Origin of the sequence: Aeromonas sp. 602396 (genome assembly GCF_049173735.1) — a bacterium.
GTDB classification, from domain to species: domain Bacteria; phylum Pseudomonadota; class Gammaproteobacteria; order Enterobacterales; family Aeromonadaceae; genus Aeromonas; species Aeromonas veronii_A.
Map to the genome: position 1 here is coordinate 17,773 of NZ_JAAKSD010000007.1, position 20,046 is coordinate 37,818.

General features: G+C 60.0%; 18 protein-coding genes and 3 tRNA genes. 7 read left to right on the plus strand and 14 right to left on the minus strand.

The window, feature by feature from the left end:
- Window positions 1–127 precede the first annotated feature (127 nt).
- The 8 genes from rplA to G5229_RS10400 all read right to left on the minus strand — a co-directional run bounded on the left by rplA (window position 128) and on the right by G5229_RS10400 (window position 4,070).
- A complete protein-coding gene (gene rplA, locus G5229_RS10365; protein WP_005339888.1) occupies window positions 128–829 on the minus strand; it encodes a 50S ribosomal protein L1 in 702 nt (233 codons plus the stop codon).
- A 4-nt stretch (window positions 830–833) separates the two neighbouring features.
- Window positions 834–1,262, minus strand: coding sequence for a 50S ribosomal protein L11 (gene rplK, locus G5229_RS10370; RefSeq protein ID WP_026456244.1), 429 nt, complete (start codon window positions 1,260–1,262; stop codon window positions 834–836).
- 134 nt (window positions 1,263–1,396) lie between these two features.
- A complete protein-coding gene (nusG, locus tag G5229_RS10375; protein WP_019840195.1) occupies window positions 1,397–1,924 on the minus strand; it encodes a transcription termination/antitermination protein NusG in 528 nt (175 codons plus the stop codon).
- Between the two features lie 33 nt (window positions 1,925–1,957).
- Window positions 1,958–2,329 carry a preprotein translocase subunit SecE gene (gene secE, locus G5229_RS10380; protein ID WP_005341843.1) on the minus strand — a complete coding sequence of 124 codons (372 nt, stop codon included), beginning with the start codon at window positions 2,327–2,329 and terminating at the stop codon, window positions 1,958–1,960.
- 60 nt (window positions 2,330–2,389) lie between these two features.
- Window positions 2,390–2,466: transfer RNA gene (locus G5229_RS10385), tRNA-Trp, on the minus strand.
- Between the two features lie 53 nt (window positions 2,467–2,519).
- Complete coding sequence (tuf, locus tag G5229_RS10390) at window positions 2,520–3,704, minus strand: elongation factor Tu (RefSeq protein WP_074042664.1); 1,185 nt, start codon at window positions 3,702–3,704, stop codon at window positions 2,520–2,522.
- A gap of 168 nt (window positions 3,705–3,872) precedes the next feature.
- Window positions 3,873–3,947 (minus strand) — tRNA-Gly (locus tag G5229_RS10395).
- A 38-nt stretch (window positions 3,948–3,985) separates the two neighbouring features.
- Window positions 3,986–4,070: transfer RNA gene (locus G5229_RS10400), tRNA-Tyr, on the minus strand.
- A gap of 263 nt (window positions 4,071–4,333) precedes the next feature.
- Between G5229_RS10400 and coaA the strand changes: the two genes are divergently transcribed.
- Window positions 4,334–5,272, plus strand: a complete 939-nt coding sequence (coaA, locus tag G5229_RS10405; RefSeq protein WP_005339877.1) for a type I pantothenate kinase — start codon at window positions 4,334–4,336, stop codon at window positions 5,270–5,272.
- A gap of 81 nt (window positions 5,273–5,353) precedes the next feature.
- On the opposite strand, the gene birA is transcribed toward coaA, so the two are convergent.
- Window positions 5,354–6,319 (minus strand): bifunctional biotin--[acetyl-CoA-carboxylase] ligase/biotin operon repressor BirA, encoded by a 966-nt coding sequence (gene birA, locus G5229_RS10410; RefSeq protein WP_421209070.1) that lies wholly within the window; start codon window positions 6,317–6,319, stop codon window positions 5,354–5,356.
- Window positions 6,316–7,353, minus strand: coding sequence for a UDP-N-acetylmuramate dehydrogenase (gene murB / locus G5229_RS10415; RefSeq protein WP_158110830.1), 1,038 nt, complete (start codon window positions 7,351–7,353; stop codon window positions 6,316–6,318). The genes birA and murB overlap by 4 nt, the downstream gene beginning before the upstream one ends.
- A gap of 127 nt (window positions 7,354–7,480) precedes the next feature.
- On the opposite strand from murB, the gene G5229_RS10420 reads away from it, so the two are divergent.
- Both G5229_RS10420 and G5229_RS10425 read left to right on the plus strand, forming a co-directional pair.
- Complete coding sequence (locus G5229_RS10420; protein WP_005339863.1) at window positions 7,481–8,134, plus strand: potassium channel family protein; 654 nt, start codon at window positions 7,481–7,483, stop codon at window positions 8,132–8,134.
- A complete protein-coding gene (locus G5229_RS10425; protein WP_042082855.1) occupies window positions 8,131–9,486 on the plus strand; it encodes a TrkH family potassium uptake protein in 1,356 nt (451 codons plus the stop codon). Before G5229_RS10420 ends, G5229_RS10425 begins: the two co-directional genes overlap by 4 nt.
- Window positions 9,487–9,527: 41 nt before the next feature.
- Here the strand turns inward: G5229_RS10425 and G5229_RS10430 are convergent, their stop codons facing one another.
- Window positions 9,528–10,358, minus strand: a complete 831-nt coding sequence (locus tag G5229_RS10430; protein WP_421209071.1) for a cupin domain-containing protein — start codon at window positions 10,356–10,358, stop codon at window positions 9,528–9,530.
- Between the two features lie 101 nt (window positions 10,359–10,459).
- Here G5229_RS10430 and G5229_RS10435 point away from each other — a divergent pair, with 101 nt between their 5' ends.
- Both G5229_RS10435 and G5229_RS10440 read left to right on the plus strand, forming a co-directional pair.
- The gene (locus tag G5229_RS10435) at window positions 10,460–10,993 is read left to right on the plus strand and encodes a carboxymuconolactone decarboxylase family protein (protein WP_064338932.1); all 534 of its coding nucleotides are present in this window, start codon (window positions 10,460–10,462) and stop codon (window positions 10,991–10,993) included.
- 15 nt (window positions 10,994–11,008) lie between these two features.
- A complete protein-coding gene (locus G5229_RS10440) occupies window positions 11,009–11,449 on the plus strand; it encodes a DUF417 family protein (RefSeq protein WP_245132318.1) in 441 nt (146 codons plus the stop codon).
- A gap of 40 nt (window positions 11,450–11,489) precedes the next feature.
- On the opposite strand, the gene G5229_RS10445 is transcribed toward G5229_RS10440, so the two are convergent.
- The 3 genes from G5229_RS10445 to G5229_RS10455 all read right to left on the minus strand — a co-directional run bounded on the left by G5229_RS10445 (window position 11,490) and on the right by G5229_RS10455 (window position 16,051).
- Window positions 11,490–13,463, minus strand: a complete 1,974-nt coding sequence (locus G5229_RS10445; protein WP_421209072.1) for a DNA topoisomerase III — start codon at window positions 13,461–13,463, stop codon at window positions 11,490–11,492.
- A gap of 67 nt (window positions 13,464–13,530) precedes the next feature.
- On the minus strand, window positions 13,531–14,028 hold the full coding sequence (locus G5229_RS10450) for a response regulator (RefSeq protein WP_042054822.1): 498 nt from the start codon (window positions 14,026–14,028) through the stop codon (window positions 13,531–13,533).
- A 55-nt stretch (window positions 14,029–14,083) separates the two neighbouring features.
- Window positions 14,084–16,051, minus strand: a complete 1,968-nt coding sequence (locus G5229_RS10455; protein ID WP_421209073.1) for an ATP-binding protein — start codon at window positions 16,049–16,051, stop codon at window positions 14,084–14,086.
- 276 nt (window positions 16,052–16,327) lie between these two features.
- Here G5229_RS10455 and G5229_RS10460 point away from each other — a divergent pair, with 276 nt between their 5' ends.
- Together G5229_RS10460 and torA are read left to right on the plus strand one after the other, a co-directional pair.
- On the plus strand, window positions 16,328–17,458 hold the full coding sequence (locus tag G5229_RS10460; RefSeq protein ID WP_005339847.1) for a NapC/NirT family cytochrome c: 1,131 nt from the start codon (window positions 16,328–16,330) through the stop codon (window positions 17,456–17,458).
- Window positions 17,459–17,481: 23 nt separating this feature from the next.
- Window positions 17,482–19,962, plus strand: a complete 2,481-nt coding sequence (gene torA, locus G5229_RS10465) for a trimethylamine-N-oxide reductase TorA (RefSeq protein ID WP_421209074.1) — start codon at window positions 17,482–17,484, stop codon at window positions 19,960–19,962.
- Window positions 19,963–20,046: the final 84 nt, after the last annotated feature.

Here is a 20,046-nt window from a genome sequence, read left to right on the forward strand (position 1 = left end):
CGGCACCGTCTACGCAGGAAACATTAAGGCTTTGCAGCCTCCTGCGGTCTTGGACGGAGGTCGAAACCCCCAACCAATCAAGGCGCAAAATTATAGATTAAATTTTGCGCCTTGTAAAACCCATCAATTAGGCCTGAGCTTCCAGAGAAGCTTGGTCTACGGCAACACCGGCACCCATGGTGGTGGAGATGCTGACTTTCTTGATGAATTGACCTTTGGCGGAAGAGGGCTTGCCTTTTTTCAGGGCAACCAGCAGAGCTTCCAAGTTTTCTTTCAGCTGAACTTCGTTGAAAGAAACCTTACCCAGAGTGGTATGGATGATACCATTCTTGTCGTTACGGTAACGAACCTGACCAGCCTTGGCGTTCTTGACAGCTTCGGCAACGTTAGGAGTTACAGTACCAACTTTCGGGTTCGGCATCAGGCCGCGCGGGCCCAGGATTTGACCCAGTTGACCAACAACGCGCATGGCATCCGGGGATGCGATAACTACGTCGAAGTTCATCTCGCCTTTCTTAACCAGATCGGCCAGGTCATCCATACCTACCAGGTCAGCACCGGCAGCTTTAGCTGCTTCGGCATTGGCACCTTGGGTAAATACGGCAACGCGAACATCACGACCGGTACCGTGCGGCAGTACAGTAGCACCACGTACGTTCTGGTCAGATTTACGAGCGTCGATACCCAGGTTGACAGCAACGTCAACGCTTTCAACGAACTTGGCGGTAGCCAGTTCTTTCAGCAGGGCAATGGCTTCGTTGATGGAGTACTCTTTGGTACCGTCAACTTTTTCGCGAATAACGCGCATACGCTTGGAAAGTTTAGCCATTGTCTTAATCCTCCACTACCAGACCCATGGAACGAGCGGAGCCTGCGATGCAACGTACTTTTGCATCCAGATCGGCACCGGTCATATCCGGTTCTTTGGTCTTGGCGATTTCTTGCAGCTGGGCTACGGTCACCTTACCAACCTTGTCTTTGTTCGGCTTGGCAGAACCAGACTTGATGCCAGCAGCTTTCTTCAGCAGGAAGGAAGCAGGCGGAGTCTTGGTTTCGAAGGTGAAGGAACGGTCGCTGTAAACGGTGATCACGACCGGGGTCGGTGAACCTTTTTCCAGCTTTTCTGTACGAGCGTTGAACGCCTTACAGAATTCCATGATGTTAACACCGTGTTGACCCAGTGCAGGACCAACGGGAGGAGACGGGTTGGCTGCACCAGCAGCAACCTGCAGCTTGATATAAGCTGTGACTTTCTTAGCCATTAGGAAATTACCTCAAAAATGGGTTCTAGCGCCTCGGAGACATGCTCCTGCAAACGGCTCCCCAACTAATAAAGGGGCAGCGAATTATAGAGATATTCGCCGCCCCTGACAACTGTTGAGTGAACAGAAATCAATCAGCCCTTTTCGACCTGACCGAAATCCAACTCAACGGGAGTAGAACGACCGAAGATCAGTACAGAAACCTTCACGCGGCTCTTCTCGTAGTCCACCTCTTCAACGGTTCCATTGAAGTCGGCAAACGGACCATCGGCAACCCGCACCATTTCACCCGGTTCAAACAGGGTTTTCGGACGCGGCTTGTCGTGGGCATCCTGCAGACGGTTCAGGATGGCATCGGCCTCTTTGTCGGAGATCGGTGCTGGACGGTCGGAAGTACCGCCGATGAAGCCCATGACGCGCGGTACGTTACGCACCAGGTGCCATGTGGTTTCATCCATGATCATCTGAACCAGGACATAGCCCGGGAAAAACTTGCGCTCACTCTTGCGCTTCTGGCCTGCACGCATCTCGACCACTTCTTCGGTCGGGACCAGTACTTCACCGAACATGTCTTCCATGCCATGCATCTTGATATGCTCGCGCAGGGATTTGGCGACACGGCCTTCATAGCCGGAAAAGGCCTGCACGACATACCATCTCATACGCTGTTCACGTTGTTCAGTCATGGCTTATCCTTACACACCGGTAATCAGGTTGACCAACCAGACCAAGGCGCCGTCCAGAACGAACAGCAGCAGCCCCATCACGGCGGTCACCGCCAGCACAATCAGGGTTGTCTGAATGGCTTCCTGACGGGTTGGCCATACGACCTTGCGGACTTCCAGGCGAGACTCACGGGCGAATGCCAGTGTTGCCTTCCCTTTGGTGGTTTGCAGGGCTACTGCACCGGCAGCAGCGATGACAATGACCACACCCAAGGCGCGGACGGCAGCAATAACATCGCTCAGTAGATAATTACCTACTACAGCGGCCACCAGGATAATGAAAACCAGGCCCCAAAGCAGGGTATCCTTGCTTCCGCCCTGGTTCTCAGAACTAACACTCATACAACCCACCTGTATCTGACGTAACCAAAGACACAAAAGCCCCGTACGAGACGAGGTATATGGCAGGGGCGGCAGGACTCGAACCCGCAACCATCGGTTTTGGAGACCGCTGTTCTACCAATTCGAACTACGCCCCTGCATAAGAAAGCCCCTATTATAGGGGCTTTGCTTTATTTATGTAAGCCAAAGATTAAGCGATAACTTTAGCTACAACACCAGCACCTACGGTACGGCCACCTTCACGGATAGCGAAACGCAGGCCGTCGTCCATTGCGATCGGTGCAATCAGGGTAACAACCATCTTGATGTTGTCGCCCGGCATTACCATCTCTACGCCTTCCGGCAGTTCGATGGTACCGGTCACGTCGGTAGTACGGAAGTAGAACTGCGGACGGTAGCCTTTGAAGAACGGGGTATGACGACCACCTTCTTCTTTGGACAGCACGTACACTTCAGATTCAAACTTGGTGTGCGGCTTGATGGTGCCCGGCTTGGCCAGTACCTGACCACGCTCTACGTCTTCACGCTTCACGCCACGCAGCAGTGCACCGATGTTCTCGCCTGCACGACCTTCGTCCAGCAGCTTACGGAACATTTCAACGCCGGTACAGGTGGTCTTGGTGGTATCTTTGATACCAACGATTTCCACTTCTTCACCAACTTTAACGATACCGCGCTCTACACGACCGGTAACTACAGTACCACGGCCAGCGATAGAGAATACGTCTTCGATCGGCATCAGGAACGGCTGGTCAATCGCACGCTCCGGCTCCGGAATGTAGCTGTCCAGGTGGCCAGCCAGTTCCAGGATCTTCTCTTCCCACTGAGCTTCGCCTTCCAGCGCTTTCAGTGCGGAACCACGGACTACCGGCAGGTCATCACCCGGGAAGTCGTACTCGGACAGCAGTTCGCGAACTTCCATCTCGACCAGTTCCAGCAGCTCTTCGTCATCTACCATGTCACACTTGTTCATGAACACGATGATGTACGGAACGCCTACCTGACGACCCAGCAGGATGTGCTCACGAGTCTGCGGCATCGGGCCGTCAGTCGCTGCTACTACCAGGATCGCGCCGTCCATCTGGGCTGCACCGGTGATCATGTTTTTAACGTAGTCGGCGTGACCCGGGCAGTCTACGTGTGCGTAGTGACGGGTAGCGGTGTCGTATTCTACGTGGGAGGTGTTGATGGTGATACCACGCTCACGCTCTTCCGGTGCCTTGTCGATCTGGTCGAAGGCGAAAGCTTTACCACCGAAGTGCTTGGCCAGCACGTTGGTGATAGCTGCAGTCAGGGTGGTTTTACCGTGGTCAACGTGGCCGATGGTACCCACGTTAACGTGCGGTTTATTACGCTCAAATTTTTCTTTAGACATGATCGTCCCTCTAAACTAACGCTGAGTACGCGGTGGCAAGCTAACCACAGAACAGTTTATATGATGGATTTGAATCTGGTGGGAAAGAGAGAGGTACTGATGGCTGGTTCGCTTGCCGAACTCACCCTAGGGTGCGGCTCTGCTAACGCCTGAGCCATATCAGCATCTTGGAGCGGGCAGCGGGAATCGAACCCGCATCATCAGCTTGGAAGGCTGAGGTAATAGCCATTATACGATGCCCGCATTTCTCTAACCCAAAGAACTCAAACCGCAGAGAAATATGGTGGAGGGAGAAGGATTCGAACCTTCGAAGGCAGAGCCGTCAGATTTACAGTCTGATCCCTTTGGCCGCTCGGGAACCCCTCCAGACGCCAGATTGTCACAACGGTAATTCTGCTTGCACCCGTTGTGTTTATCGCTTTTGCACGGCAAATAGACGACAGACAGTCAAGCGTCGCGCATTTTATTGTAAGGTTTTGGGGGATGCAACCATTGAACCCGGCAAAATATGCTTTATTGCTGGGAAGTTTGCAAAAAAGCGGGGGCAAACAAGCCAATCCTGCTGCGTCCCTTGTCGCTCCCCCACCCTTGGTGTATGGTCGCCGTGCCCAAGAAACAGTGATGACACCATGACGACAGAGCATAACCCCTATCTGCAATTCACCCGCGAACAATGGGCGTTATTGCGCGATTCGGTCCCCCTGACCCTGACCGAACACGATCTGCAGACCCTGCGCGGGATCAACGAGAAGGTGTCATTGCGGGAAGTGGAAGAGATCTATCTGCCTCTCTCCCGCCTGCTCAATCTCTATGTCAAAGCCAAACAGCGTCGCAGCCGGGTGCTGGAGCAGTTTCTCGGCCAGTCCCGCGGCAAGGGCACCTATATTATCAGCATTGCCGGCAGCGTGGCGGGGGGCAAAAGCACCACGGCCCGTATTCTGCAGGCCCTGTTGGAGCGCTGGCCGGAACATCCGCGGGTGGAGCTGGTCACCACCGACGGCTTCCTCTATCCCAACAAGGTACTGGAAGAGCGCGGCCTGATGCGCCGCAAGGGGTTCCCGGAATCCTACGACATCCGCCATCTGGTGGAATTTGTCGCCAACATCCGCGCTGGTCACGAGAAGGTCGAAGCGCCGGTTTACTCCCACCTTATCTACGACATCATTCCCGATGAGAAGAAGGTGGTGGAGCAGCCGGACATTCTGATCCTGGAAGGGCTCAATGTGCTGCAAAGCGGCATGGATTATCCTCAGGAGCCCCATCGGGTCTTCGTGTCGGACTTCGTCGACTTCTCCATCTATGTGGATGCCGATGCCGAACTGCTGCGCACCTGGTATATCGAACGCTTCCTGAAATTCCGCAGCGGCGCCTTCTCGGATCCCGACTCCTACTTCCATAACTACGCCAAGCTGGCGGAGAGTGAGGCGACCCAGATCGCCAGCAACATCTGGCAAGATATCAACTATCTGAATTTGCAAGAAAATATCCTGCCAACTCGTGAGCGAGCCAACCTGATCATGACCAAGGGCCATGAGCACGCCATCGAACAGATCAAGCTGCGCAAATGATGACTACAGTTGCCGGATAACGAAGAGGGGGCCCGCGGGCCCCCTCTTCTTGTTTGGTATCATGAGCGGCCTTGCTGACCCTCAGTCGCCCCGGCGCAGGGAGAGTTCACCACCCAGATAGAACTTGGTGCCCTCCTCCGTATCCAGTCGCAGGGCGCCGCGATCGTCGATGCCACGAGCGATGCCGCGGATCTCCTGATCTCCCATCAGCAGGCGCACCGGGCGACTGGCAAAGTGATCGAGCCGGTTCCACTCATCGACAAAGCTTGCCAGCCCCTGCTGCTCAAAGGTATGCAACGCCCGCTGCAGATGGACGATCATCCGGGCCGCCAACTGATTGCGATCGACCAGCTCGGGATTGATGTGGCGCAGCTCGGCCCAGGCCTGATCAATCTTCTCACCTTCGCGGGCAGGCATCGCCAGATTGAGACCGATGCCGATCACCAGATGACAGCTGGCCCCGGCACTGCCACTCATCTCCACCAGTATTCCCGCCAACTTGCGGCCCTGATAGTAGAGGTCGTTCGGCCACTTGAGCTCAACACCTTGATAACCAAGGCTCTCCAGCGCTTCAACCACTGCCACGCCGACCGCCAGACTCAGCCCCATGGCCGCCGCCATGCCTTGTTCGAGTCGCCAGTACATGCTGAGGATCAGCTGGCAACCAAACGGCGAAATCCAGGGTTTGCCACGACGACCGCGCCCGGCTGTCTGACACTCGGCCAGACAGCTCTCGCCAGAGCGCAGCTCATTGACCCGATCCAGCAGGTGTTGATTGGTCGAGCCAATGACCGGAAAACAGTGCACCGGTGCCATCGGGGCCAGTGCCTGCAAGGTAGCCTGATCATAGAGCGCCATCGGCACCGCCAACCGGTAGCCCTTGCCGGTCAGGCTAAAGAGATCCAACCCCAGCTCCTTGAGCGCCGCCATGTGTTTGCTCACCGCCGCCCGGCTGATGCCGAGCTGCTCACCCAGCTGTTCGCCGGAGTGAAACTGGCCGTCGCTAAGCAGGGTGATCAGGGTCTGTCTGATGGGAGTCAACGTCATGAGAGCACCTCGTCGAGCCAGGTTTCACCATGCGCACCCATAAAGCGCACCTCGTGCTCCAGCACCACGCCAAACGTCTGCTCCACGCTGTCGCGGACATGAGCCGCCAGCGCGATCAGCTCCATGGCACTGGCGCCCCCCAGATTGACCAGCACCAGCGCCTGCTCCTGATGAACAGCGGCACGGCCAATGGCGAAACCTTTCAAACCGCACTGATCGATGAGCCAGCCCGCCGCCAGCTTGGCCTGCCCTTCTCCAGCCGGATAGCAGGGCATCTGCGGATAGCGCGCCTTGAGATTCTCCGCCAGCGCGGCAGGCACCACCGGATTCTTGAAGAAGCTGCCCGCATTGCCGAGCACCGCAGGATCCGGCAGCTTGGCCATGCGGGTGGCACAGACGGTATCGAAGATGGCCTGCGCCGAAGGCGCGTCACCGAGCGCAGCCAGTGGGCCATAGCCCTGCACCGGTTGCCACGCCTTGGGCAGTTTGAGCCCGACGGCGGTGATCAGGTGGGAATCCTGATACTCGTGTTTGAAGATGCTGTCGCGATAACCGAAGCGGCACTCTGCCGCCGCGATCCGTTCAATCTCGCCACTCTGCCAGTTGAACGCCTCGACATAGGCGCAGAAGTCGGCCAGCTCAACGCCATAGGCACCGATGTTCTGCACCGGCGCGGCACCGACCGTACCGGGAATGAGCGCCAGATTCTCTAGCCCGAACCAGCCCTGTTGCAAGGTATGGCGCACCAGCTGATGCCAATCTTCACCGGCCGCCACATGGAGCAACCAGTGATCGCCACCATCTTCAGCGGTAATCCCCTTGAGCCGGTTGAGCACCACCAGACCGAGAAAATCGGTGGTGAAGAGCATGTTGCTGCCGCCGCCCAGATTGAGGCGAGGCAACTGGTTGAGTTGTGGATCAGCACGCAGGGTCGCCAGATCGGCAACCTGCTCCACCTCGGCCAGCCAGAGGCAATACGCATCGAGGGCAAGGGTGTTGAGCTTCAACAAGGAGGCGTTGGCATTCAGTTTCATCGGTCTATCCCGGCTTGGTGCAAGGGCGCAGTCTACCTCAAGTTGCCCCATGACGAAAAACCCGAGCCCTTTTCGGGGGAATAGCAGTGGTTTAGAGTAGGCGACTTCAACTGCTGAGGAATAACTCATGAACAACCAGTTTGCCGTCATCGGCCTGGGCCTGTTTGGCAGCGCGCTGTGCGAAGAGCTGCAACGGCAAGATGCCGAAGTACTGGCCATCGATATCGACGAGAGCAAGACCCGGCAAATCGCCGCCCTCTGCAATCACGTTATCGTGGCGGATGCCACCGATGAGGCCACCGTGGCCGAGCTGGGACTGGCCAATTTCGATATCGTCTTCGTTGCCATCGGTGACAACCTGGAGACCAGCATCCTCACCACCCTCGTCTTGAAAGAGGCAGGTGTGAAGAAGGTGTGGGTCAAGGCGCGCGACAAGTTCCACGCCAAGATCCTGCAGAAAGTGGGCGCCGACAAGGTGATCAACCCGGAGTGGGACATGGGCCGCCGGGTCGCCCAGAGCATGCTGGACAACCGGCTGTTCGACTATCTGGAGCTGGGTCACGACATGGTGCTGACCGAGTTCGTGATTGGCCTGCAACAGAACGGCCGGGAACTAGGCGACTTCCACCTGCTGCAACAGAGCGATTTCCAGCTGCTCGCCATCAAGCGTGGTGATGTGCTGCACAACGTACTAACCGGCAAAATGGAGCTGCAACTGGGCGACATCCTGATCCTGGCGGGCAACAAGCACGCCATCGACCACTGGCTCGAAACCCTATGATCAACTGGCGCAGCAGCTACGCCTTCGCCCTCCATCGGGAGCAGGACTCTCGCTGGAGCGAAGCCCGGCTGATCCTCGGTAGCTTTCTGATCATTCTGCTGATTGGCACCATCTTTCTGGTGCAACCCTCCAGCCACAATGGCGAGGTCACCTTCGTCAACGCCCTGTTTACCGCCACTTCGGCCATCAGCGTGACAGGTCTTGGCGTGGTGGATACCGGCACCGCCTTCACCCTGCAGGGGCAGATTTTCCTGCTGATGCTGATGGAGATCGGCGGTCTGGGCCAGATGACCATGACCCTGCTGCTGATCGCCATCTTCAGCAAGCGGGTCGGTCTGCGCCAACAGGTACTGGCCAAGGAGGCGCTGGGACAGGAGGGCTCGGTCAACATCATTCAGCTGGTCAAACGGATCGTGCTGTTCGCCTTTATCGCCCAATTGATCGGTACCGGCATCATGGCGATCCGCTGGGTGCCCGAGATGGGTTGGGTGCACGGCCTCTATGTCAGCTTCTTCCACGCGGTATCAGCCTTCAACAACGCCGGGTTTTCGCTGTTTGCCAACAACCTCATGGACTACAGGGACGACCCCATCATCAGCCTGACCATCGCCGGCCTGCTGATCCTCGGGGGGATCGGCTTTACCGTCATCGTCGATCTGGTGCGCAACCGCCGCTGGCGCAAGCTGAAGCTGCACAGCAAGCTGATGCTGCTGATGACCCCGGCGCTGCTGCTGGCCGGTACCCTGATGTTCTGGCTACTGGAACACAACAACCCCGGCACCCTCGGTAAGGCCGGTGTCGGTGGCCAGCTGCTGGCGGCCTTCTTCCAGTCTGCCAGCGCCCGTACCGCCGGTTTCAATACCATAGATATCGGGCTGATGACCCCGGCGGCGTTGCTGTTCCTGATGATGCTGATGTTTATCGGTGCCGGTGCCACCTCAACCGGTGGTGGTATCAAAGTCACCACCTTCGCAGTCGTGCTGCTGGCGACCAAGGCATTTCTGACCAAACGGCCCCATGTCACCGCTTTTGGCCGCACCCTGTCGCCCCAGATCGTGACCCGATCGCTGGCCATCATCATCGTCAGCACCATGGTGCTGATGCTGGCGATGTTCCTGCTGATGGTGACCGAGGATCTGCCGTTCGACAAAATCATGTTCGAGACCATCTCGGCATTTGCCACCGTCGGCCTCTCCACCGGCATCACCGCCTCCCTGAGCGAGCCGGGCAAGCTGATCCTGGTGCTGGTGATGATCTGCGGCCGTCTCGGCCCCCTGACCCTGGCCTTTATGCTGGCCCGCCCGGTCGAGACCCGCATCCGCTATCCGGAAGAGAACGTCTATACCGGCTGACCAGCCATGAACACGGGGCAGCCACTGGCTGCCCCGTTTTTTTATTCGGCTTGTTGCTGCGCCTTGAGCCAGCGCCCCGGGCTCACCCCCAGCTCCCGCTCGAATGCCCGACCAAAGGCAACACTGCTGCTATACCCCGCCCCCAACGCCACCTGCACCATGGGCTCCCCCGCCAGCAGTTGCTGGCAGGCGCGCGCCATGCGCCAGCGGGTCAGATAACCAAGCGGCGCTTGACCGACCCGCTCCTGAAACCTCGCGGCAAAGCGGGCCCGCGACATGCCGGCCTCCCGCGCCAGCGTGGCCACCGTCCAGGGTTCATCCCCACGCTGATGCATCACCGAGATCGCCTTGGCCAACTGGGGATCGGAAATGCCTGCCAACATCCCCTGCTGACACACCCCTTGCTCGACCAGATGACGCAGCAGCAGGATCAACAGTATCTCCAGCAAGCGGGAGATCAGCGGATCCTGCCCGTAGCGGGGGTGAAACGCTTCGTCAAACAGCTGACTCAGCACCGGTGTCAGGACAGGCAACTCACGTAGCGGCAGCACCAGCGAGCCCGGTAATGCCAGTTGCAACGGCGATGCGCCCCCCTTGCCGAATGCGACATTGGCACATACCAGATCGCAACCCCCCAACGTTCTGGGTTCAAGCTTGTGAGGACGTCCCCGAGGGAACAGGATCAGGGTCGGCTCCTCGAGCAGCAAGCTGGCTCCCCCCTCTTCACGCAGCATGACGGCACCGCTGCGCAGCAGATGAAGATGTCCGCCACTCGGATAATCATCACTGGAGGAGTTCTGGCACAGGTTGCCGGCGAAGAAGATCTTGGCTTCGGGGGAGGCATGAACCAACAGGGCAGAGAGCGGATCCATATTTGAGACGAATGGTATTTATTTGCAGACGATGAGTGATAAACCGTATCACGAATGACGGCACACTGTCTCCCGTACCTTCACTACCACAGGAGAAGATCATGAGCCGTATCCAACCAGTATCCCAACCGCAACCCGCAGCCGCCCAGACCCTGACCACCCTGCGCCGCAATCTGGGCATGGTGCCCAACCTCTACGCCACCCTGGCCCACTCGCCAGCCCTGCTCAATGGCTTTCTGGCCTTTGCCGAGGCGCTTGGCAAGGGGCGCCTCACTGCCCCACAACGGGAGTTGCTGGCACTGGCCATAGGTCAAGCCAACGCCTGCCAATACTGTTTGTCTGCCCACACACTACTGGCGGGCAAGGCCGGATTCTCGGCCCAGGAGATCCGGGCTGCCCGGCTCGGCCAGGCCTCGGCTCCCCTTGATCACGCCCTGCTGCAACTGGCAACGGCGCTGGTCAGTCAGCGCGGAGTGATCAGTGACGAGCAGCTTGCTAGCGCCCGTGCCGCAGGCGTAGATGACGAGCTGCTGCTGGAGGTGCTCGGCCAGGTGGTCGTCAATACCCTGACCAACTATGGCAACCACCTGGCAGCGACCGAGATCGACTTCCCGCCCGTCACTCTGACCCCTTAAACAAGGAGCCCCCCCATGCAACAACATGACAAAGGCTTTCTGGTCGCCCTGGCGGGCGTGGTAATGACCCTGCTCTGGATCGGCGTCTTCAAGTTTACCCCGACAGAGGCAGCCGCCATCAAACCACTGGTAGCCAGCCACCCCTTGATGAGCTGGCTCTATGGCCCCCTGTCGGAACAAAACGTATCGAACCTGATCGGGGTGGTCGAGATAGTGATCGCCATCGGGCTGGTCGTGGGTCTGTGGCAACCTCGCATCGGTTACTGGTGCAGCATGGGGGCTATCGTCACCTTCCTGGCGACGCTGAGCTTCCTGCTGACTCTGACAGGTGTCTGGAAGATGGTTGACGGCGTGCCAGTCACCGAGTTCTTCCTGTTCAAGGATCTGGTGTTTCTCGGTGTGGTTCTGCACTACCAGCACAGGATCCGTGCCAGCTTGCCCACTCAGGCAGCCTGACAACAATGCCTTTGGCGCCCAGGATGGGCGCCTTTTTTCGTTATGCAGCCCCGGTCTGGCGCTTGCTGGCCGTCTTGCGCGGTCGGGGCCCGCCAGTCGTGCTGGCCGCCGGACTCTTGCGCCTGGTAAAACGCCGCTTGCCGGCACCCGGCGCCTCCTTGGGTAGGGCGCTGAAGCTGGCGCCGGAGTCCTGCCGCGCCCCTTCAATCAGGCCGTTGAGCTGCTCGGTGAGCGGCCCCATGAACTGCTGGTAGCTGCCGTGGCGCTCGGCGATCTGGCCGAGGCTCTGCTCCCACAGCGCCGTCATATCCGGCGTGGTGGCAGTAGCAGGCAGCGCCTGCACCAGCGCCCGCCCGGTCGGGGTCGCCTTGATGCTCTTGCCCTGACGCACCAGAAAGCGACGCTTGAACAGCAGGTCGATAATGCCCGCCCGGGTCGCTTCTGTGCCGAGACCATCGGTGTCGCGCAGGGTCTTGCGGATCTCGGGATCCTGCACATAGCGGGCGATGCCGGTCATGGCCGCCAGCAGGGTGGCATCGGTGAACGACTTGGGCGGCTGGGTCATTTTCTCCTGCAGTTCGCCCCGCTCGCAGAGCAGTTGCTCTCCCTCTTTCAGGGCAGGCAACGTGCCCGCTTTCTCTTCGTCGTCATCCTCTTCCACCCCGAGCAGTGCCTTCCAGCCTGCCTTAAGAATGCGCCGCGCCTTGGCCTGAAACAGACCACCGGCGATGCGCAGCAGCACCTTGCTGTCGTTGTATTCGAACGGGGGATAGAACTGCAGCAGATACTGGCGGGCAATCAGGCCATAGAGCTTCGCCTCGTCGGCCCCCAGCGTGGCGGGGTTGCCCTGCTTCTCGGTGGGGATGATGGCGTGGTGGGCATCCACCTTGCTGTCGTTCCACGCCTTGCTGCGGATCTTGCCGTCTGCCTCGCTCACCGCCTTGGCCAGCGCAGGCGCTGTGGCGGCGATGGCACCGCGCACCTGTTCGGCCCGCTTGAAGTGGTCGGTCGGCAGATAGCGGCTATCGGAGCGCGGGTAGGTGATGAGCTTGTGGCGCTCGTAGAGGCTCTGGCAGATGTCGAGCACCCGCTTGGCATCCATGCCGAAGCGCTTGGCGGCATCGATCTGCAGGCTGGAGAGGTTGTAGGGCAGCGGCGCCGCCTGCTTGCGGGCCTGCTCCTCCACCGATTCGACCTGTGCAGGCTGGCCGTTGATCCGGCTCACCACCTTGTCGGCCAGCGCCCGGTTGAGCACCCGCCCCTCCTCATCCTGCCACGGCAGACAGGCTTCCGATGGCAGCCACTTGGCGGTGAAACGCTCGTTGCTATCGGTCAACAGATGGGCCAGCACCTCGTAGAAGGGTTTGGGCACGAAGGCCTCGATCTCGAGATCCCGCCGCACCACCAGCCCCAGCAGCGGGGTCTGCACCCGACCAACCGAGAGCAGCTCGCTGCAACCTGCCTTGCGCCCGAGCAAGGTATAGGCGCGGGTCATGTTGATGCCGTAGAGCCAGTCGGCCCGACTGCGGGCCAGCGCCGAGACCGCCAGCGGCACGAACTCCTTGTTGTCCCGCAGCTTCTCGAGGGCACGGCGCACCGCAGGCGGGTTGAGATCGCTGATGAGGCAGCGCTGCACCGGCTTGGTTTTCGGGTAGCCGAGAAAGTCGATCACCTCGTCCACCAGCAACTGCCCTTCCCGGTCCGGGTCACCGGCGTTGACCACGCAGTCCGCCTGCTTGATCAGCCGCTTGATGACGGTGAGCTGGGTTTTGGTCTTGGGTTTGGCCACCAGCTGCCACTGGGCGGGGATGATGGGGAGATGCTCCATCCGCCACTGCTTGAAGGCGGCGTCATAGGCATCGGGCTCGGCCTGCTCCAGCAGATGGCCGATACACCAGGTGACCACATCCCCTTGGGCTGTTTCGATAAAACCGTCGCCCTTCTTGTGGGGCTTGGGCAGGGCATCGGCAATGGCGCGGCCCAGCGTGGGCTTCTCGGCGATAAAGAGTCGCATCGGTGGCTACCTGCAATACTGTATATGCAGACAGTATACAACTGCCACCGCGAAAGCCCAACTGCCCCTACTCGTCGAACGGGTGATCGTGGATGGCGGCAAACAGCCGCGCCTGATTGAGCAGCGGCGCATAGTGGAAGGCATTTTCGCCATCTTCTGCCAGCAGGTAGTCGGTCAGCTGTTCGCGCACCGCCTCTTGCAGGGTCTCCAGCTTCCACGGCTTGGCGAGGTAGTAGTGCAACCCGCCGCGATTGACCGCTTCGACGGTGGCCTCCAGCCCCGCTTGTCCGGTCAGCAGCAATTTGCGGCTGGCGCGGGTGGTGGCACGCCGGTTCAGCTCCACCAGAAAATCGACCCCCAGGGTTCCCGGCATGATGTGGTCACAGAGGATCAGCGCCAGCTTGTTGCCGTCGCGCTCCCACTCCTCCACCACCGCACGCGCCTCATCGACACTCTCGGCGGCTTCCAGTTCGAAGTGGGAACGGAACGGGGCGAGATCATGGATCACCGCATCCAGCACCTCACGCTCATCGTCCACACACAGGATCAGATAGTGTTTGTTCATTGCTCCTCCTTGGCGACATGGTTTGGCACGCCGCGCGATTGATGCTGGCGACGGCTCAGGCCGCATGCTCCTTGTTGTGATGAGGTTCGCCCCCGTAACCGGCCTGCCCCATGCCGTCCAGCGGCAGACAGACCCGCATCCGGGTGTAACGGCCCGGTTCGGAGGCCACCTCGATCCGGCCGTGGTGCTGCTGAACTATCTGCAGCGAAACGCTCAGACCAATCCCGAGGCCGAAATGTCCCTCCCGCTTGGTGGTGAAGTTGAGATCGAAGATCCGCTGCCACAGCTCGGGCTCGATGCCGCAACCGCTATCCTCTATCTCCACCATGACCCACTCGGGATCCAGCAATCCGGTACGGATGGTGAGTCGCCCCGGGCCGCTCATAGCATCCAGACTGTTGGCGATCAGGTTGGTCCACACCTGTTGCAGGGCGATGGGGTGACAGCGCACCAGCGGCAACGGCTGGTACTCCTTGCAGAGCTCATGATGCTTGAGGCGGTTTTCGAAAATCATCAGGGTATCTTCCAGCCCCTCGTGCAGGTCCACCAGCGAGGGTTCGAGCCGATCCTGACGGGCATACTGCTTGAGGCTCTTGACCAGATCGCCGATGCGACGGGCACACACCTCGATATTGCGCAGGAAGCTGCCGGTCTGCTGGAACAGCTCCAGCCGGGAGAGCAGCGCCTCCCGCTCGTCGGCAGTGCGGCTGGCAAACCAGCGCTGCCAGTTCAGCTCGTCATCCAGATTCATCTGCACCGCCAGCCGCGCCTGCTGGCGATCACCAAAGCGCCCCTCAGCCTGCCGGGTCTTGTCACGGATCTCGCTGGTCGAGACCGGCTGTGAGGAGAGCGCCTGACAGAGGGTCTGGTTGCCCAGCCCCTTGATGGTTGCTGGCAGCTCGAGATTGACCAGATCGGGGATGGCGGCCCGCAGGGTCTCGCTGCCACGGATAATGGCCGCCACCGGGTTGTTCAGCTCGTGGGCGACACCGGCCACCAGTTGACCCAGCATCGCCATTTTTTCGCTCTCCACCAGCTGGGCGTGAGCGGCATCGAGTGAGTTGAGGGTCTGTTGCAGCCGCATCTCGGTGCGGATGCTGTTTTGCAGACGGCGGTTGAAGTGGCGCAGCAGCAGGTTGGTAAAGGAGGGGAGCAGTTCGCTGCGCGCCTGCATCACCCGAGAGAATTGCAGCTTGTCGAGCTTGATCACCTCGGCACCGGTCAGAGTCACGCCGGTGGTGAAGGCGGGTTCGCCGGTCACGAAGGACATCCCCCCCACCAGCGAGCCGGTGCGGTAGTGCACCACCTCCTGATCGATCCCCTGCTCGTCCCGCTTGCGCAGCACCACCTCCCCCTTGGCGATAAACCAGAGGAAGCTGTTGGGCTCCCCCTCGCGAGTCAGCACATGGCCCGGACTGTAGTGGCGGCAGACCCGCTCCTCGTCATTGCCCTCGAAAAACTGGTAGAGGCCGTCGATCACCACCCGGGAGAGTTCTTCATCGCTGCAGTGGGTGTAATCCATAAAGCCCTGCCGATAGGCAGCCAACTGACGATCGACGTGGGCTCGCAGCAGCTTCTGGTTGTCGAGCACGGCGGCATAGCTCAGCAGGTCCGCCTCGGGACGCTGCAATACAAAGTGGCTGGCCTGCTCGATCACCGCCCGACGCAGGCTGCCATCGCGCCAGGGGCGTTGCAGGTAGTAGTCGAGACGACCGAGGTTTACCGCCTCGATGATCGATTTCATCTCCGGCTGGCTGCCCAGCAGGATCTTGCGGCACGCCTCGTGACGGCTGCCGAGACGGATCAGAAAATCGGCCCCTCGCCCATCCCCCAGCTCGCTGTCACACACCACCACGGCGGGTGGCTGCTCCTTGCGATCCAGCTCGTCCAAGGCCAGCTCCGCCGACCCCTGACCGACCACCACCACCAACGCGAAATGGCCGAGCAGCGGAGCCAACTCCTGTTCGAATTCGGCCAGCAGTTGCACGTTGGCGGCGACACACAGCAGTGAGAAAGGGCTCATCAGCGACACTCCGTTGAGGCTCACTGCTCACTATATCAACGAATCTTGTGGGGTTTTGCGAGGGGGCTAACAGCTGTCGCGGAAAGTGCACAAATAGATTAAACAGAAAACAACTGAATTTAATTCGACAATTAAATCAATAACAAAACAAAAGACAGAATGTGACAACAATCAAAAATATAAACCATGATGGAGGTCAACGCCTTATCCCTGTCATTACTACTACTATTGGACTAGTACTATGTAGGTAATTATTGACCGTAGGAAAACGCCGCCATGATTGGAAAACTGATAAGAAAAACCTGGTTCTGGCTCCTGCTGCTCGGGGCCCTGCTGGGTGTCGCGGCACTGGGTGTCACCGTGACCGTGCTGCACAAGACCAGCTCCACCGAATTCTGCGTCTCCTGCCACTCCATGCAGACTCCGCTCGCCGAGTATCAGGGCAGTGTCCACTTCCAGAACACCAAGGGGATCCGCGCCGAGTGCGCCGACTGCCACATCCCGGGCGACCCCACCTCCTACCTGTGGACCAAGATCCGCGCAGTGAAGGATATCTATCACGAGGCGATCGGCACGCTCGACACCCCGGAAAAGTATGAAGCCCACAAGCTGCGGATGGCCCAATCCGTCTGGGACGAGCTGAAAGCCAACGACTCCGCCACCTGCCGCAGCTGCCACAGCTATGAGGCGATGGACATTCTGGCCCAGCGCCCCAATGCCCGCGCCGAGCACCCGGTCGCCATCAAGGAGGGTCAGACCTGTATCGACTGCCACCGCGGTGTCGCCCACATCATGCCTGACATGAGCGGCCTGGCTGCCGCCGGTGCCAGCGAGCTGGCGCAGGCTGCGGCCCAGACCCCGGCCAACGTCACCACCCGTTACGCCATCGCCACCACCCCGCTGTTCCTCGATGCTGCCGCCAAGACCGACGAAGGCACCCTGATGCCCTCCACCAAGGTGGAAGTGCTGGCCAACGAAAACGGCCGCGCCAAGGTGCAGATCGAAGGCTGGCAACAGGATGGTGTGAGCGAAGTGTTCTACGCCGCACCGGGCAAACGGATCCTCAGCGTACTGGTCGGCGATGCCGCCAAGAAAGCACTGGTCACCGGCCAGAGCGAAACCGACAGCGCCACCAACCTCACCTGGCATCAGGTCAAGCTGACCGCCTGGGTCGACCAAAGCCAGCTCATCGGCGATCAGGGCAAGCTGTGGCAATACGCCTCCACCCTGATGTCCAACAACTGTACCGGCTGCCACGGCCTCACCGCGCTGGATCACTTCAATGCCAACCAGTGGATCGGCGTCATCAAGGGGATGGAATCTCGTACCTCCCTGACCCCGGAACAGGCTCGCATGTTGACCCAGTATGTCCAGAAACACGCCAGTGACATGAGCGCGGCCCACTAAGGCTGGCACAGAGGAAAACCGTTATGACTTTTTTCAATGACAAGAAGACCAATCTGTCCCGCCGCAACCTGCTCAAGGGGCTCGGCGCCTGCGCAGCCCTGCCCCTGCTCGGCGGCATTTTTCCCAAGAGTGCGCTGGCGCAAGCCATCAGCACCGCATTGAGTCAGTTCCCGACCCTGGTGCCCGCCCAGAAGGGCATTCTGACTGGCGCCCACTGGGGTGCTTTCGAGGCGATCGTCGAAGATGGCCGCATGGTGCGCGTCCAGCCGGTGGCCGATGATCCGGCGCCAAACGATCTCATCGACATGGCGCCGTTCCAAGTCCACGCCAAGAACCGCATCAAATACCCCATGGTACGCAAGAGTTGGCTGGAGCACGGCCCGGGCGCCAAGCCGGAGCTGCGCGGCGCCGACGAGTGGGTGCGGGTGAGCTGGGAGAAAGCCATCGAACTGGTGGCCGGTGAAATCCAGCGCGTCCAGTCTGACTTCGGCCCGCAGGCGATCCACGCCGGTTCCTACGGCTGGAAGAGTGTCGGCATGTTCCACAACAGCCGCACCCTGCTGCACCGCCTGATGAACCTCTCCGGCGGCTTCACCGGTTATGCCGGTGACTACTCCACCGGTGCGGCTCAGGTGATCATGTCCCACGTGATGGGCTCCATCGAGGTGTACGAGCAGCAGACCGCCTGGCCCAACGTGGTGGAAAACGCCGAACTGGTGGTGCTGTGGGGGGTCAATGCTCAGGTCACCCTGAAGAACAGCTGGAACATGCCGGATCACGAAGGTCAGGCTGGCTTCAAGGCGCTAAAAGAAAAAGGCACCCGCGTCATCAGCATCGATCCGGTCTACAACGAGACCGCCAAGCTGGTCGGCGCCGAGTGGATTGCCCCGAACGCCTACACCGACGTGGCCATGATGCTGGGTGTGGCCCACACCCTCTACAGCGAGAAGAAGCACGATCAGGCCTTCCTCGATCGCTACACCGTCGGCTTCGACAAGTTCCTCGCCTATCTGCTCGGCAAGGATGACGGTCAGCCGAAGAGCGCCGAGTGGGCGAGCACTGTATGCGGCGTCGATGCCAAGGTGATCCGCCAGCTGGCTCTCGACATGGCCGCCAAGCGCACCATGATCATGGCCGGTTGGGGCATGCAGCGTCAGCAGCACGGCGAACAGCCCAACTGGATGCTGGTCACTCTGGCCTCCATGCTGGGCCAGATCGGCCTGCCGGGCGGCGGCTACGGCTTCAGCTACCACTACTCCTCCGGTGGCAGCCCCACCGCCAAAGGCGGCATTCTGGCGGGCATCTCCGCCGGCAACGCACCGAAGAACAGCCCGGCCCCGATCCCGGTGGCCCGCATTGCCGACTGTCTCGCCAACCCGGGCAAGACCATCGACTTCAACGGCCGCAAGGTGACCTATCCGGACATCAAGCTGGTCTACGTGGCGGGCGGCAACCCCTTCCACCACCATCAGGACACCAACAACCTGCTGCAGGCGTGGCGCAAGCCGCAGACCGTGATCGTCCACGAGCCTTACTGGACTGCCACCGCCAAGCACGCCGATATCGTGCTGCCGGTCACCACCAGCTACGAGCGCAATGATCTGGAGATGGGTGGCGACTACTCCCAGCGCTATGTGTTCCCGATGCACCAGTGCGTGCCGCCCCAGTTTGAAGCCCGCAACGACTTAGATATCTTCAGCGCCATCGCCGCCAAACTGGGCGTGCAGGAGCAGTACACCGAAGGGAAGGATGAGATGCTGTGGCTCAAGCAGATGTACGACGGCATGGCGGCGCAGGCCCGTGGTGCCCGCGTGGCGCTGCCGCCGTTCAATATGTTCTGGGAATCCAACAACTACATCCGCTTCCCGATCCCGGAGGCCAACCGCCAGTGGATCCGTCACGCTGATTTTCGCGAGAACCCGCTGCTCAACCCGCTCGGTACCCCGTCCGGCAAGATCGAGATCTTCTCCAACACGGTGGCGGGGATGGGTTACGCCGACTGCGCCGGCCATCCCAAGTGGTATGAGCCCAGGGAGTGGGTGAAGAGTGAAGTGGCGGCGCGCTATCCGCTGTCGCTCAACACCTCCCACCCGACCCAGCGGCTGCACTCCCAACTCGACAACACCCCGCTGCGAGACAAGTTCGCCATCGCCGACCGCGAGGCGATCATGATCCATCCGCTGGATGCCAAGGCTCGTGGCATCGCCCAGGGGGATCTGGTGCGTGCCTTCAACGAGCGCGGCCAGATCCTGGTGGGCGCCCTGCTATCCGAGGATGTGCGCCAAGGCGTGGTGCGGATCTGCGAAGGGGCCTGGTATGACCCGGCCAAGCCGGGCGAAGCGGGCAGCATCTGCAAGAACGGCAACGTCAACTGCCTCACCTTCGACGAAGGCTCGTCCAGTCTGGCGCAAGGCAACTGCGGCCACATGGCCCAGCTGCAGATCGAGAAGTACACAGGCCCGGTGCTGGCCAACACCGCCCACGCGGTACCGGCCAACGGCTAAGGCGATTGCCACCCAATAAAAACGGCGCCATCAAGGCGCCGTTTCTTTATCTGTCTGCCAAAGAGCACACATAGTCCGGACGGA